The following is a 14,315-nucleotide window of genomic DNA, read 5'->3' as shown; positions in this document are numbered from 1 at the left end:
CCGTTCATTTCTTTCTACAAATACTAACGGAATAATTTGGTCTATTCCATTGTTTCTGGTGTTCCTTTATAATTATATCTTAACAAAAATAGAAAACGCACACAAAAAAAACGCCTTTTTATAAAAACCGTTACACGTACTGTTCCTCTTAAAATTATAGTCCTTAAATGAATTGTTTTTGGTTTTAGAAGTTTCACGAGTTTTCGCACCCGTATCTTGTTGTCTTATAATCCACATATAAAAAGTGAAGGTCTCAAGAAATCAGCTTCTTAAGACCTTCACCATAACTGTATTTAATTAGATGGTTTTACCCACCAACACGATTGACAAAGAGCTCTTTTTCTTTTGTCTTCGTTTTTATTTGCGAGGTGCCCGCGGCGGACGTGTACCCCAATATTGAAACAAATCGGTTCTGAGTGCGCCATTATAGAGCTTACGTTTTTTAGTTGCACGTTCGCCATAATAAGATTCAAACGTTAAGTCGCTTGTAATAATATATTTGCTCCATGTTTTTAATGGACGGTAAACGGTCCCCATTTGTTTGTACAAGGCTTGGATCTCTTCTTCTTCTCCTAAGCGTTCCCCATAAGGCGGATTCGCTAAAATAACGCCGTATTCTTTTTCCGTTGTAAAATCAGCCAGTTGCATTTGTTTAAACGTAATACTGTCGCCTACTCCTGCTTCGATTGCATTTTGCTTGGCAATTTCAATCATGTCTGCGTCGATATCCGTCCCAACAATGTCTAATTCTGTGTCGTGATCAATCGCTGCTTTAGCTTCTTCTCGAACGTCTTTAAAGACAGATTGATCAAACCATTCCCATTCTTCACAAGAAAAATTACGATTGAGCCCAGGAGCGATATTCCGTCCAATTAAGGCTGCTTCAATCGGAAGTGTTCCTGAACCACATACTGGATCATAAAACGGACGATCTTTGCGCCAAGTTGTCAGCAAGATTAACGCTGCAGCCATATTTTCTTTCAAAGGTGCGCCACCCTTAGCGATCCGGTACCCACGTTTGAATAAACTTGGACCGGTTGTATCTAGAGTCAATGTAACTTTATCTTTCAATAATGCAACTTCTAATTGATACAAAGCTCCAGTTTCAGGCAAACGTGTTCTACGATGATAAACGTCGCTCAAACGGTCTACAATGGCTTTTTTTACCAATGCTTGGCAATCGGAAACGCTGTAAAGCGTCGATTTGATTGATTTACCCGCTACTGGAAAATTAGCGTCCATTGGTAAATAATCTTCCCAAGGCAATGCTTTGGTTTTTTCAAATAATTCATCAAACTCATAAGCATCAAATTCTCCCACAACGATTTTGATTCTATCTGCTGTTCTTAACCAGAGGTTCGTTTTTGCGATATCCCTTTCTGTACCTGTAAACAATACTTTCCCATTCTCTATTTCACATTCATATCCCATATTGCGTAATTCTTTTCCAACTAAGGCTTCTATACCGCTAGCTGCAGTCGCAACAAGTTGAAATTTTTTCATCTTTTTTGCTCCAATTCTTTTTGTTTTTAACTTTATTTATAAGATAAATATAAAACCCTCCATAGAGGAGGGTTTTATACCTGAATTTGTAAATTTCTGTAAGCCATGTTCTGTCTCAGATAAAATGTCAGGGTCACTTTTATCCGGAGGTAATTATCTGTCTGCAATTACTGCCTCTTCCATCGGTTCAATTCCCTAGGAAAAGTGCCCCTACCAAAGTTTGGGTTGCTCGCTCGAGGGGTTTACCGCGTTCCACCAATACCGTTTCCCGTATTGCTTCGTCACTGTGGCACTTTCAAGAATACTCAAGCATAGTATTAAACCTTAGCTTTTTTTTCTGCCGTCACTTTATCAAAAGATAAAGGCCCTGGCTTATGATTTCGCCAGGCACGAACACTACAAGCATCGCAGCTTGTGCGAGCATGGACTTTCCTCAGTCTAGTCAAGCTAGACCGCAATTACCCGAAATTTACAAATAAAATTCTTTTTTTTGATCTGTAACCGTTCTGTTACAGGTTTTCTTCCGTTTCATCTAATTTTGAACCAAATACATGTCGTTCTAGATTGGATAAACGTTTTAAGATATCAAAATTTGTTACCGTATTATTAGGCTGAGCTGATGAATAAGTTGGTTTAGATAACGAAGCTTGTTTCGTTAGTTCATCTACTTTACTTAATAACCGTTCATTTTCAGCCTTTAATTGGGTAAGCTCTTTATTGTATGACTCATAATCGCGAATCACATCATCTAAGTATTCGTCTACTTCTGCAGGATTGTATCCACGCATACTTGTTTTAAATTCTTTTTGTAAAATATCTTTTGTTGTTAACGTTCTCTCTGCCATGACTACACCTCTTTTTATACTTCATTCATAATGCGGCACTGATTGTAATAAAGTCTGCTATTATTACCATTATAGCAAAGAAGAGCAGAAATAAAAACTTATTTTTGAATAATTCGCAATCTTCCTGTTTTTCAGTCTATTTATTTGCTTAACTCAAGGCTTATTCCTCTTCTAAAACAGTATTCTGCAGTTGATCAAAATCAATCAGACGACACTCATACTCACCTTTTTCTTGCTTTTTCAAAATCGCCTGATAGAGCCATTTTGTTTTGCCTTCATTTTCAAGATCATAAACCAATAAAGCCCCTTGTGTGTGTCCTAACATAAAAGCTTGATGATTTTTTAACTGTGAAGGATCCTTGTACGGCTGATGTGAAACAGCTTCAACAAAATCAACTTGTTTTTTCAACTGCATCAATTTCGCTTGGTTCTGCTCGTTCCAGTTAGAACCAAATTCAAGAAAAGGAAACAGCAAGCCCTGTTTAATTTCTGGGTATTCTTCTTTTAGTTCATTAATGACTTCTACTGCCCATTGTTCAACACCGAATTGCCCACTTGTTAGAAACCATTGGACGCCTTCTTCAATGTAAGAACGAATTTCTTCTTTTAAACATTTTTTTATAACAGCTACTTTAGGATCATCATCTTTAAAAACCCCAAGTTCAAACGAACGGTAACCGCTAATTAATAAATTTGTTATCAAGTCTTCTCATTCTCCTTTTCTTTCAAGTGATGTATTTGATATAATAGATCACAGGAGTGTGATAGGATTGGCTATAAAATATCCAAACGGCAAGAGTTACTTTCATAATGCCGAAAAACAAGGAAAAAAGCAAACAAAAAAGAAAGACTTTTCCTTCAGCAAAAGAGGCATGACCTTAGAAGAAGAATTAAATGAAAGCAATGATTCTTATTTAGCCTTTGAGAGAGCAGTGATTCATAAAAAACCTACCCCTATTCAAATCGTGAGTGTCGATTATCCTAAACGAAGCGCAGCCGTTATTAAAGAAGCTTATTTCCGACAAGCCTCTACGACCGATTACAATGGTGTTTACAGAGGGTTTTATTTGGATTTCGAAGCTAAAGAAACAAAAAACAAGCTTTCTTTTCCTCTTAAAAACTTCCATCAACACCAAATCACGCATATGCAGCAATGTTTAAAACAAGGAGCTATTTGTTTTGTTGTTTTACGTTTTTCAACTACTGATCAAATTTTTCTTTTAGAAGCTGCCTTTCTAATTGATTATTGGGAAAACCAAATGAAAGAAGGACGAAAATCAATTCCTATAAGCGAACTTGAAAAAAATGGATATAAATTGTATTATGGACTATCGCCGCGCATCCCTTACTTGGATGTCGTGGATCATTTGATCGACAAAGCTCGATCAGAGAAACAAAATCAGTAATACTAAGATACTAGAAACAAAGAAGAAAAGTTTTCGTACTTTTCTATCCTATAGAATGTTAAGGAGTAGAACGACTTATGCCAGAAAAAAAAGAAACCATGTCACGTGTTTCGAAAAAACAAAATGATAAAAAACGACGCTCACAACCTGTAAAGAAAAAAAAGGCCCCTACTAGACCGTTATGGAAAACCATCGTTTTTGGAATTCTCATTGCATTTATTACTGCTCTGATTGCTGGAGCTGGTTTGTTTGCCTATTACGCTGCTTCTGCTCCCGAATTGACCGAAAAAGATTTGACCGGATCGATTTCTTCTGATTTATTAGATGATAAAGGAGAAGTTTTTTATACTTTGGGCGGGCAAAACCGAGATGTGGTCACTGAAGATCAAGTTCCACAAGTCTTAAAAGACGCCATTATCTCGATTGAAGACCAACGTTTTTATACGCACAAAGGCATTGACCCCATTCGAATTGGCGGAGCTGTAGTAGCTAATTTGACTAAAGGGTTCGCTTCTGAAGGCGGAAGTACCCTGACACAACAACTCATTAAATTGTCTGTTTTTTCTACAGATGAAGCCGACCAAACATTGAAGCGTAAAGCTCAAGAAGCTTGGTTAGCTTTGAAATTGGAAAAGACTTACACTAAGGAACAAATTCTAACGTTCTATATCAATAAAGTCTATATGTCTGATAATAACTATGGGATGAGCACTGCCAGCGAGTATTATTACGATAAGCCGTTAAATGAGTTATCCCTATCACAAGCCGCTATGCTGGCCGGACTGCCTCAATCGCCAAACACTTATAATCCTTACACGAATCCTGAAAAAGCTGAGAAACGCCGCAATCTGGTTTTAACGATGATGGTAGATAACAAAAAACTATCAACTGCTGAAGCAGATGAAGCCAAAGCAGTGCCGATTGAAGATGGTTTAATTGATCATTCAGGTGACGAAACAAATAACTTGGTATTTGACTCTTATCTAAAAGAAGTCATTAAAGAAGTGAAAGAAAAAACCAAATTAGACCCTTATACCGCTGGCTTAAAAATCAAAACCAATCTGAATATGGATGCTCAACAACAAGTGTACGATATTTTAAATTCTGATGAATACATTGCCTATCCCGATGAAGACATTCAAGCTGGTGTTTCAATGGTAGACGTTAAGACCGGTCAATTGAAAGCGATCGGCGGCGGACGTAACCAAGAAGGCCAATTGAGTTTAAACCGCGCTTCAGAAATGAACCGCAGTGTCGGTTCTGCAATCAAACCATTAAGTGTGTATGGTCCAGCGATTGACTATTTAAATTACTCCACGTATCAACAAGTTGTGGATGAACCTTATACCTTTAAAGCCGGTGGACAACTTTACAACTATGATAGAAGCTACCGCGGCCAAATGAGTCTCCGCGAAGCTTTGATCGATTCAAGAAATGTGCCAGCTGCTAAAATCCTTCAAGAAGTCGGTTATCCAGATACAACTGAATTTTTGGCTAACCTAGGCATCGACGTAACCAAATGGAATGGTGAAACAAAAGGATTAGTAGAATCAAATGCCATCGGTGGAGAAATCACACCAATCCAACTTTCAGCTGCTTATGCTGCTTTTTCAAACGGCGGAGATTATACCGATCCCTATACCGTTTCCAGCGTTGTCTTACAAAATGGTCAAGAAATTGATTTGACCCCTGATACAAGCAAAGCTATGAAAGATTCGACAGCTTATATGATCACCGATATCCTAAAAGACACTGTCAATTCAGGTACGAATAAAGACCTAGTGACAATTTCTGGATTGCCGCAAGCTGGTAAAACCGGTACGACCAACTATACTGACGAAGAAAAAGCAAAATACGACATTCCAAGCGGCGGAGTGCCCGACTCTTGGTTCAGTGGCTATACAACCAACTATTCTATCTCTGTTTGGGTAGGATACGATGATAAGTACACAGATGGCCATTGGTTAAGCCCTTCTTCTCAACAACTCCCACGGAAGATCTACCGCTCATTAATGTCGCATGTGTCAGCGTCTGTTGAGAATTCCGATTGGACTAAACCGGCTTCTGTTGTTGAAGTAGCGGTTGAAGCTGGTTCAAATCCAGCTAAACTGCCAGGACCAAATACTCCTTCTGGCAGTATTGTCAAGGAACTCTTTGTTAAAGGGACTCAACCAACTTCTGTTTCAACTTCATTTGGCGAAGAATTGAAAGCTCCAAGTGGACTAAAAGCAGCTTATGATGAAGAAAAAGATGAAATTTCTGTTCAATGGGATGCTTATTCACTAAAAGATAAAACGAGCAAAGCTAATTATGTCTTAACCGTTGATGGACAAGCTTATGAAACTTCCGATTTATCCTACGTGATCCAAAACCCATCAGAAGGAAAAGTAGACATCACTCTTGCCGTTAAAGCTAACGATAAGACTGGACCAAAAGCGTCTACTTCAGTAACGGTTCCTGAAAAAGAAGAAACAGAAGACAGCAGTGCTGATAGTTCTTCTGAAAGTTCTGAAGAAAGCTCTTCACAAAGCTCTGAAGAAAGCAGCAGTGAATCTGAAAACGAAAGTAGCGAAAGCAGTTCTTCTAGCAGTGAGAGCAGTTCCGAAGAATCTTCCGAATCAGCTCCAGAGGAATCTTCTTCCTCTTCTCAACCCACTAACGAAGAAGCTCCCGATACAGATGAGCCAGAAAAAACTCCTGAAACCTAATGAAAGTTCCGGGATAAAAGACTCCAAAATAAAAAGCTTCAAATCAAGGATAAAACCTTTGATTTGAAGCTTTTTTCTTTAATTATACGTATAAGATGAAAAGAGTTTTTTCTCGCTCTTTTTCTTTTTATCCCTTTTAATTTAGTCGTTCACTATTTTTCCGTTTCCATTAGTCTTTTGACCGAGCAGTTGCAGACAAATTTCATGATCGTGGTTTCTAGCAGTGCATTGGTAGCGTCCAAAGAAAATTAATCGATGGTGAGCTGCACTCCACATTTCAGGAGGAAGCTTTTTCATTAATATTTCTTCCACTTCACGAACCGTTGCATCCGGAGGGCATATGCCTAAACGTTTTGTCACTCTTTCTACGTGAGTGTCAACAGCTATTGCAGGAATATCAAAAGCCACACTCAAAACGACATTCGCCGTTTTTCTGCCTACTCCAGGAAGAGACTCCAATTCTTTTCGGGTATGCGGAACTTCGCCATTAAACTCATCAACTAATTTTTGACAGCACCCTTTGATAAATTTTGATTTATTGCGGTATAAACCGATCGTCTTGATCAGCGCCATAATGTCTTCTACTGGTGCTGCTAAGAAAGCTTGAGGCGTTGGATACGTTTCAAACAATTTCGGGGTTATTTTATTAACAGACACATCTGTCGTTTGAGCACTCAACATCACTGCGATCAACAACTCAAAAGCATTGCAATGGCTCAACTCGCATTTAGCATCTGGAAAGAGCTCTCCCATTGCTTCAATCAATTCTATTGTCTTTTTTTTCGATAGCACTCAAGTCACTCCCGTTTTAATTGTTATTGTTTAACCAGTTGTGAAGCGGAACTTTTGCTCCAGGTTCTTTATCTGTTGAAGGACCAGAAGGACTGGCTGCTTTATTTTGCCGGTGACGTTTGGTCTCATTTTCCACTTGTGCCTTGGAACGGATGTTTTTACGTTCCCAATTCAATAAAATTCGATCCACATATTTTAAATTGTATACTTGACTTAAAACTGCTTCTCTTAAAGCTAATTCAATCAAATCAATAGGGTATTTATCGTCGTCAAGCCACATTCCTATGGTTTGCATCTCTATTGGAGAGAGCGTTCTGCCAAACTCAGCTTCAAAACGCCGGAAAAGTTCTTGCTCAGAAAGTTCTTGCTCTTCGCTTGCAACTTTTTTTTCAGTTTGAATCAATAATATCCCTAATTTGTCCCAAAGTAACGTTAAACTGTACTGGTCATTTGTTTTTCCATCACTGTTTTTTTCAGTTTCAATCGTTAAAACTTTTTTTTGAATCAGCTCGTGAATACCGCGAAAAGCTTCAGCTGACGATATTTCCATTCTTTTTGCAATTTCTTCAGTGTCTGGAAACAGAATTCCCGCATCCATAAATGATTTTAATTGAAGAACTAATATCAACTGCTCATTAGACAAACCGATCTGCCGATATTCTTTTAATAGCACATTGGTTATCGTTGTGTCTCCCGCCTTAAGCCAGGTTTGTAATAATTGATTGGTCATTTTTATACTCCTTACTTTTCCATCTTCTAAATTCCTTAGCTAATAGCTATGCTGTTCTGATCAGCTATGTGAAAAAAACAGCGACTTAAGAAACTTAAGTCACTGTCAATATTGATTTAAGGATAAATGCGATTCAACAAACGTGGGAATGGAATGGACTCACGAATGTGCTCCGTACCACAAATCCAAGTAACAGCTCTTTCTAATCCTAGACCAAATCCAGAATGCGGAACTGAGCCGTATTTACGTAAATCTAAATACCACGCGTAATCTTCTTCAGTTAAACCAAATTCTTTAATGCGTTGTGTCAAAGCGTCAAAATCAACTTCTCTTTCGCTTCCGCCAATAATCTCTCCGTACCCTTCAGGTGCAATTAAATCGGCACACAAGACTACATCTTCGCGTTCTGGATGTGGTTTCATATAAAAGGCTTTGATAGCTTTAGGATAGTTTAAGATAAAGACTGGTTTATCAAATTGTTTAGCGATAAACGTTTCATGAGGGGAACCAAAGTCATCGCCCCAAGTAATATCATCAAATCCATTTTCATTTAAAAGGACAACAGCATCGTCATAAGAGATTCTTGGGTATGGCAACTCGGTATATTTTTTTAATAAGTCTGTATCGCGTTCTAAAACTGATAAAGCATGCTCACAATTGTCTAATACGCTTTGAACGATATAAGCCACATATTGTTCTTGGACTTCCAGGCTTTGTTCATGATCCATAAAGGCCATTTCAGGTTCGATCATCCAAAACTCAATCAAGTGACGACGCGTTTTAGATTTTTCAGCTCGGAAAGTTGGACCAAATGAAAATACTTTGCCAAACGCCATAGCTGCAGCTTCCATATACAACTGTCCGCTTTGAGATAGATAAGCTTCTTGATCAAAATATTCTGTGTGGAACAGTTCCGTAGAATCTTCAGCAGCACTCGCTGTTAAAATAGGCGGATCAATTTTGATAAATCCTTCTTTATTAAAAAAGTCATACGTTGCACGAATGATTTCGTTACGTATTTGCATAATCGCGTGTTGTTTAGAGGAACGTAACCATAAATGACGGTGATCCATCAAAAATTCTGTTCCGTGTTCTTTTGGTGTGATGGGGTAATCATGGCTTTCCCCAATGATTTCAATTTCTTTCACAACAATCTCATAACCAAATTTTGAACGGCTATCTTCTTGGATAGTGCCCGTAAGTAAAATTGATGTCTCTTGTGTTAGACCTTTAGCCAGTTGAAAAACTTCTTCTCCAACTTCACTTTTCACTACGATTCCTTGGAAAAAAGCTGAACCATCACGCAATTGTAAAAATGCGATTTTTCCGCTTGATCGTTTATTGGCTACCCACGCTCCGATCGTTACTTCTTCTCCAACATGATTTTTGGATTCTTTAATTGAAATATGTTTCACGGTTATAGTCTCCCTTTGAATTAAAATTAACTACTTTCATTTTGATGTTACTTTTCAAAGTAGTGATGACTCTTCTTATTATAACCAACTTATGCAAAGTTAGCATTAAAAAACGGGGAAAATTTAGTCTTTCTTACATTAAGCGGTTCCGTTTAGATATTCTCAATATCTTTTACCCATTTTCCATCCTTAGCGGTAATGACATAATAACCTAAACGCCCATTTTCTTGCTTGTAAGCCACTTCCCAGACTGGAACGTCTTCTTCGATCCCAATTCGTACTTCCAACAACTCAGCTGGTTTTTTTGCTTCTCTTACAATTTGCTTAGCTTGCTGTTCAGTAATGTAGTCTCCTTCTTTTAGAACAACTACATCTCCACCCTCTTGCTCAACGATGACTAAAACAGGTTCTTTATTTTGGGCGGTACCGACTACGCTGAAATAGGTTTCTGCATTATTGTACCAATAAAATTTATCCGCTTTTGTTAATCCGGCTGTTTCTTTGGCAATCGCAATCGTCTCCGCTTCAGCTTGTTTTAACGGTTGACGGCTGGTATTAAATAAATAAATGGAGCCAAAAATGACGGCAGCCATCAAAATAGTTAATCCGCTAATGATCGTTTTTTTCATGAAATCTCCTCTTTTACGTATTCCTTCATTTTAGTCTTCTTCTAAGAACAGCGACAAATTCCGTTGCAGCTCTTCTTTTGCCACTACTTCTTTTACCAAGTCATGAGGCAACGACGCCAGCATCTGCTGTCCATAGTTGGTTTTAATAAGTCGGTCATCTAAAACAATCATGACGCCTTTATCCTTTTCTGAACGAACTAGCCTGCCTAACCCTTGTTTTAAACGGACTGTCGCTTTAGGCAACGTATCCATCTTAAATGGACTCAATTGTTGGCTCTCTAACCACTTATATTTCGCTTTTGTGAAAGGACGGTCGGGTGACTCAAAAGGCAGACGTGTCACTACAATAATTCGTAATGACTTTCCTGGCAGATCAACGCCTTCCCAAAAACTGTCTGCACCTAACAAAATGCCGCCGGTAGAATGAAAGAAACGTTTGAGGATTCGATCTCTGCTGCCGGATAAGCCCTGCGCTAATAATTCACGCCCTGTAAACGCAGGATGTTGTTGAAGTAAAGAAAAAACATCTTGCAAAGTTTCGTTTGCATTAAATAAGACCATCATATTTTCATTTGAATGCTGGATGACTGTTTCCAAGTGTTCAACGATCATCTCGGCATATTGTTTCTTAGTCAATTGTTTTAGCGGCTTTAATTCTTTAGGGATCCATAACCGTGCTTGTTTTTGATAATCATACGGTGATGGGATAACCATTTTACGCAACTTTTTCTCACCCAGTTGCTTTTCAAAATAAGAAAAATCGCCATTCAACTCTAACGTAGCACCAGTATACAAAATGGAAGTCGTTTGTTCTGCCAATTTTGTTCTTAAAAATTCGCTGCTATCGATTCTTGAACGTTTGATAACAAAACTGTTTTTAGGGCTTTTTTGTTTAAAAGAAAACCAGGTAACTTCATTTTGTTCGCTTTCTCGAAAAATCTTTTGAAAAATACCCTTTTGCGATTCAACTGTTCCAATCAGTTCAAAAAAATCATCAATTAAATGCCGCTCTCGGTGAGTAAATTGTTCACGGTGAATTAAAGCTTGCCGAGTAATTTCATAACCTAAGAAAACAATGTCTTCCATCAATGCCAAAAGAATTTTTGTCTTTTTCTTTAAATCAAGCGTCCAATTTTCAGTTTTAGAAAATTGCACATCTAATTGGTCTGACATTTGTTGTCTTTCAGGGAGTTCTGAACGGCAATACGAAATCAGTTTGTCAAAAAAAGCAGCCAGCTCTTCTTCAAAAGCAACAACGCTCATTTCAATCATATTGATTTGAGTCAATTGAATGCTGTTGCTCTTTTCTGCTAATGCACTTAATCGACTTAGAAAGCTTTTGTCGTCTGCTCGCTTTCCTATTAATTTCATCAACTGCTGATTGCGGTAGTAAGAAAAAACTTCACTGGATGCTGTAGTTGCTACATCAGCCAAGTGATGTGCTTCATCAATAATTATTTTTTGCACATTTGGCAGTACCGGTTCTTCACGTTGCAGATCATGGCATAAAAAGGCATGGTTCGTGATGATAATGCTTGCTTGCTTGACTTTCTCCTGAGCATGAAGATAAAAATCTTGCTCATAAAAAAGATCTTCTTGAGCATTGTCCATCCACCCTCGATGCCGAATCTTGTTCCAAAACGGCTGCAAGTAATTGGTTAAATTTAATTCGTCTAAGTCACCAGTAACTGTTTCAGTTAACCAAGTCAGGGTCCGCATTTTTAAAATGGCATCCATTTGGTGTTCGATAGGATCTTTTAAAACCTCTTGAAATTTAGCCAAATGAATATAGTGATGCTTGCTTTTTAAAATCGCTGCTTGAACCGCGAATGGCAAAATCGTATTAAGTTGTATACTATCTTTTTCAAGCAATTGTTTTTGCAATAACGTTGTGTACGTACTAATGATCACGGGCTCTTGAGGTGTTGCCACATAGGCTAATGGAATCAAATACCCTAACGTTTTTCCAATCCCTGTAGCTGCTTCAATAACAAAATGCTCCGAATCTTTCTCAGAAAAATAACGGTAAACTTCATCCATCATTTGTATTTGTAATTTTCGGGTAGTTAACTTCTTCTGGAATAACTGTTCCTTTGCTTCAATACCGACAGGGTAATGTTCCGTTTCACGGTGTGTCCGCTGTTCATATGTCACTGTTTTTTTACGAATTGCCAGCCCTTCTTTGACCAGCAAATCATCAGACAATAGTTGGCGCATAGTCAGCATGTCACTTAATGTTTCTTTAAAAAACAAATTTGTCTGCATGGTACAATGCTCAGCTAGTTCCACTAATTTTTCAACCGTTACTAGAGGCAGCTTTTTCAATTTTTGCTTTAACAGCAGAAATAACTCTGCAGTTACATAAGCATCACTATCTGCTTGGTGAGGGTTGTCATGTAAAAAACCAAATCGTGTAGCTAAATCGTTAAGACGAAAACTCGGTTCAGTGGGCAATAAAATTTGCGCAAGTTCAACGGTGTCCATCCCTATACTATTTAAAGGCGGAAGCCCGCAGCGAACCAACTCTTCTGAAAGGAACTTATAATCAAACTGAATATTGTGCGCGACAAATATACATCCCTCTAACAAGTTGTAGATCATTGGTGCTACATCTTCAAAATAAGGTGCATTAGCAACTGTTTGATTAGAGATGCCTGTCAAATGTTCAATCTGTTTCGGAATGCTAACTAACGGGTTAATATCAATAGCATATTGCTGCACGATTTTACCTTCTTCTATCAATGCGCAGCCGAATTGAATCATACGGTCTCCAGTTGCGGCGTTTCCACCAGTCGTTTCAATATCTACTACTGCATATGTAACTTTTTCTTTCACCTTAGTCACCTAATTCTAATTTCTTGATCGTTATTGTCTTTACCTATCATACTATGAAGTATCAGAAAACACAAAAAAACTATGGCGCTTAATCGTCCATAGTTTTTATTTTTTCGCTTATTTAACAGAATAAATATCTTCCGCTTTTTTAAGAGGATCGATGACTATAAATAAATGGTTGTCTGTAGAGATAAAGCCGGTTTGATAAGCATTGTCATTTCCATCTGGATCCATCGGGTCGTAAGGAAAGTAAACGCAATCCGACTCTACCATAACATCTGATTTAAGATGATCTCCCTCTTTATAAAGGATGTCCATTTTTTCAATGTCGGGATGTTTAGTGACGCGTTCAAACATTCCCAACTCTAATCCTCCTAAATTGATATCATCTGTGTTCACATTATCAGCTTCTGGAAAAATTTCGATTTTTAACGATTCGCATGGAAAGATTTCTTGTAATTCTCCGCCTGCTATCCGTCCGAAGCTTTTACTGATTTGTTTAACCCACAAGTCTCCAATGAACTCTTTCTTAATGGTCCAAGTTTCACCATTTTTAAAATAGAATTTTAAAGCTGTTACTTCTCTTTTCATTATTATTTCCTCCTTTTAGCTCTGTGTATTTGTGATTAATTGAACAATGTTATTATAACACAATAAAAGAAAAAACAAAGCCAAATCGTTCGAATATGTGAATTTAAACACATGTCAGAACAAAAAATAAAAAGCGTTACATTAGATTTAGTGGTCTGATGTAACGCTTTTTAAATTTAAATTAATTAAACGAAAGAACTCGTTCAGTGTCATCCATATACTCTTTGCCTTGAGCTGGTGCTTCAATTGAGCCGAATGGCATTTGTGCACGCAATTTCCAATCAGAAGATAAATTCCATTCTGAACGAACAGCGTCATCAATCAGTGGATTGTAATGTTGCAAGCTAGCGCCGATATTTTCAGTTGCTAATGCAGTCCATACTGAATGTTGTGCTATTCCAGAAGATTGTTCTGCCCATACTGGGAAGTTATCTGCATATAGCGCAAATTGCTCTTGCAGATTTTTAACAATGCTCATATCTTCAAAGAATAAAATTGTTCCATAACCAGCACGGAAAGAGTTTAGTTTTTCAATAGTTGGAGCAAAATCTTGTCCTTCAGGAACAGCTATTTTTAATGCCGCCTCTGTTAGGTCCCATAGTTTTTCATGAGCTCCTCCAAACAATACAACCGCACGGGAAGTTTGTGAATTAAATGAAGATGGGCTTTCTTTAACCGCTGTTTTCACTAATGCTAAAATTTGATCATTAGATAGTGATACATTTTTTCCTAAAGCATAAATTGAACGACGTTCTTTTAGTAAATTTGTGAATTGGTTTTCCATTTGAGTAATTCCCCCTTAAAAGTAACTTACTCAAATAGTATAACAGCTTTCTTTTCGTAAGTAAACTGTTCTTTTGT

The 14,315-nt window shown here is 37.8% G+C and carries 12 protein-coding genes and 1 other RNA gene; 2 read left to right on the top strand and 11 right to left on the bottom strand.

The window, feature by feature from the left end; translation table 11 throughout:
* Positions 1-357 precede the first annotated feature (357 nt).
* The 4 genes from NY10_RS01875 to NY10_RS01865 all read right to left on the bottom strand — a co-directional run bounded on the left by NY10_RS01875 (position 358) and on the right by NY10_RS01865 (position 3,048).
* Positions 358-1,503, bottom strand: a complete 1,146-nt coding sequence (locus tag NY10_RS01875) for a THUMP domain-containing class I SAM-dependent RNA methyltransferase (protein ID WP_058918397.1) — start codon at positions 1,501-1,503, stop codon at positions 358-360.
* A gap of 94 nt (positions 1,504-1,597) precedes the next feature.
* Positions 1,598-1,973: RNase P RNA component class B (rnpB, locus tag NY10_RS12380), an RNA gene on the bottom strand.
* A 39-nt stretch (positions 1,974-2,012) separates the two neighbouring features.
* Positions 2,013-2,348: a cell division regulator GpsB gene (gene gpsB, locus NY10_RS01870; RefSeq protein ID WP_058918396.1), complete on the bottom strand. Its 336-nt coding sequence runs from the start codon at positions 2,346-2,348 to the stop codon at positions 2,013-2,015.
* A 160-nt stretch (positions 2,349-2,508) separates the two neighbouring features.
* On the bottom strand, positions 2,509-3,048 hold the full coding sequence (locus NY10_RS01865; protein WP_058920199.1) for an SLOG family protein: 540 nt from the start codon (positions 3,046-3,048) through the stop codon (positions 2,509-2,511).
* Between the two features lie 70 nt (positions 3,049-3,118).
* Here NY10_RS01865 and recU point away from each other — a divergent pair, with 70 nt between their 5' ends.
* Positions 3,119-3,754 carry a Holliday junction resolvase RecU gene (gene recU, locus NY10_RS01860; RefSeq protein ID WP_058918395.1) on the top strand — a complete coding sequence of 212 codons (636 nt, stop codon included), beginning with the start codon at positions 3,119-3,121 and terminating at the stop codon, positions 3,752-3,754.
* A gap of 77 nt (positions 3,755-3,831) precedes the next feature.
* Positions 3,832-6,462 (top strand): PBP1A family penicillin-binding protein, encoded by a 2,631-nt coding sequence (locus NY10_RS01855; RefSeq protein WP_058918394.1) that lies wholly within the window; start codon positions 3,832-3,834, stop codon positions 6,460-6,462.
* A gap of 141 nt (positions 6,463-6,603) precedes the next feature.
* On the opposite strand, the gene nth is transcribed toward NY10_RS01855, so the two are convergent.
* From nth to NY10_RS01820, 7 genes are all read right to left on the bottom strand, one after another.
* Complete coding sequence (gene nth / locus NY10_RS01850) at positions 6,604-7,254, bottom strand: endonuclease III (protein ID WP_058918393.1); 651 nt, start codon at positions 7,252-7,254, stop codon at positions 6,604-6,606.
* Between the two features lie 16 nt (positions 7,255-7,270).
* Positions 7,271-7,984, bottom strand: coding sequence for a DnaD domain-containing protein (locus tag NY10_RS01845; RefSeq protein WP_058918392.1), 714 nt, complete (start codon positions 7,982-7,984; stop codon positions 7,271-7,273).
* A 116-nt stretch (positions 7,985-8,100) separates the two neighbouring features.
* Positions 8,101-9,399 carry an asparagine--tRNA ligase gene (gene asnS / locus NY10_RS01840; protein ID WP_058918391.1) on the bottom strand — a complete coding sequence of 433 codons (1,299 nt, stop codon included), beginning with the start codon at positions 9,397-9,399 and terminating at the stop codon, positions 8,101-8,103.
* A 152-nt stretch (positions 9,400-9,551) separates the two neighbouring features.
* Positions 9,552-10,028: a cell wall elongation regulator TseB-like domain-containing protein gene (locus tag NY10_RS01835; protein WP_058918390.1), complete on the bottom strand. Its 477-nt coding sequence runs from the start codon at positions 10,026-10,028 to the stop codon at positions 9,552-9,554.
* 30 nt (positions 10,029-10,058) lie between these two features.
* Positions 10,059-12,863: an ATP-dependent DNA helicase DinG gene (gene dinG, locus NY10_RS01830; protein ID WP_058918389.1), complete on the bottom strand. Its 2,805-nt coding sequence runs from the start codon at positions 12,861-12,863 to the stop codon at positions 10,059-10,061.
* A gap of 117 nt (positions 12,864-12,980) precedes the next feature.
* The gene (locus tag NY10_RS01825) at positions 12,981-13,454 is read right to left on the bottom strand and encodes a hypothetical protein (RefSeq protein ID WP_058918388.1); all 474 of its coding nucleotides are present in this window, start codon (positions 13,452-13,454) and stop codon (positions 12,981-12,983) included.
* A 181-nt stretch (positions 13,455-13,635) separates the two neighbouring features.
* Positions 13,636-14,238 (bottom strand): nitroreductase family protein, encoded by a 603-nt coding sequence (locus NY10_RS01820; RefSeq protein WP_058918387.1) that lies wholly within the window; start codon positions 14,236-14,238, stop codon positions 13,636-13,638.
* Positions 14,239-14,315: the final 77 nt, after the last annotated feature.

This window comes from Carnobacterium sp. CP1, from assembly GCF_001483965.1.
Taxonomy (GTDB): Bacteria; Bacillota; Bacilli; order Lactobacillales; family Carnobacteriaceae; genus Carnobacterium_A; species Carnobacterium_A antarcticum.
The sequence above is the reverse complement of the archived record's forward strand: the minus strand, read 5'-3'. Positions and strand labels throughout refer to the sequence as shown.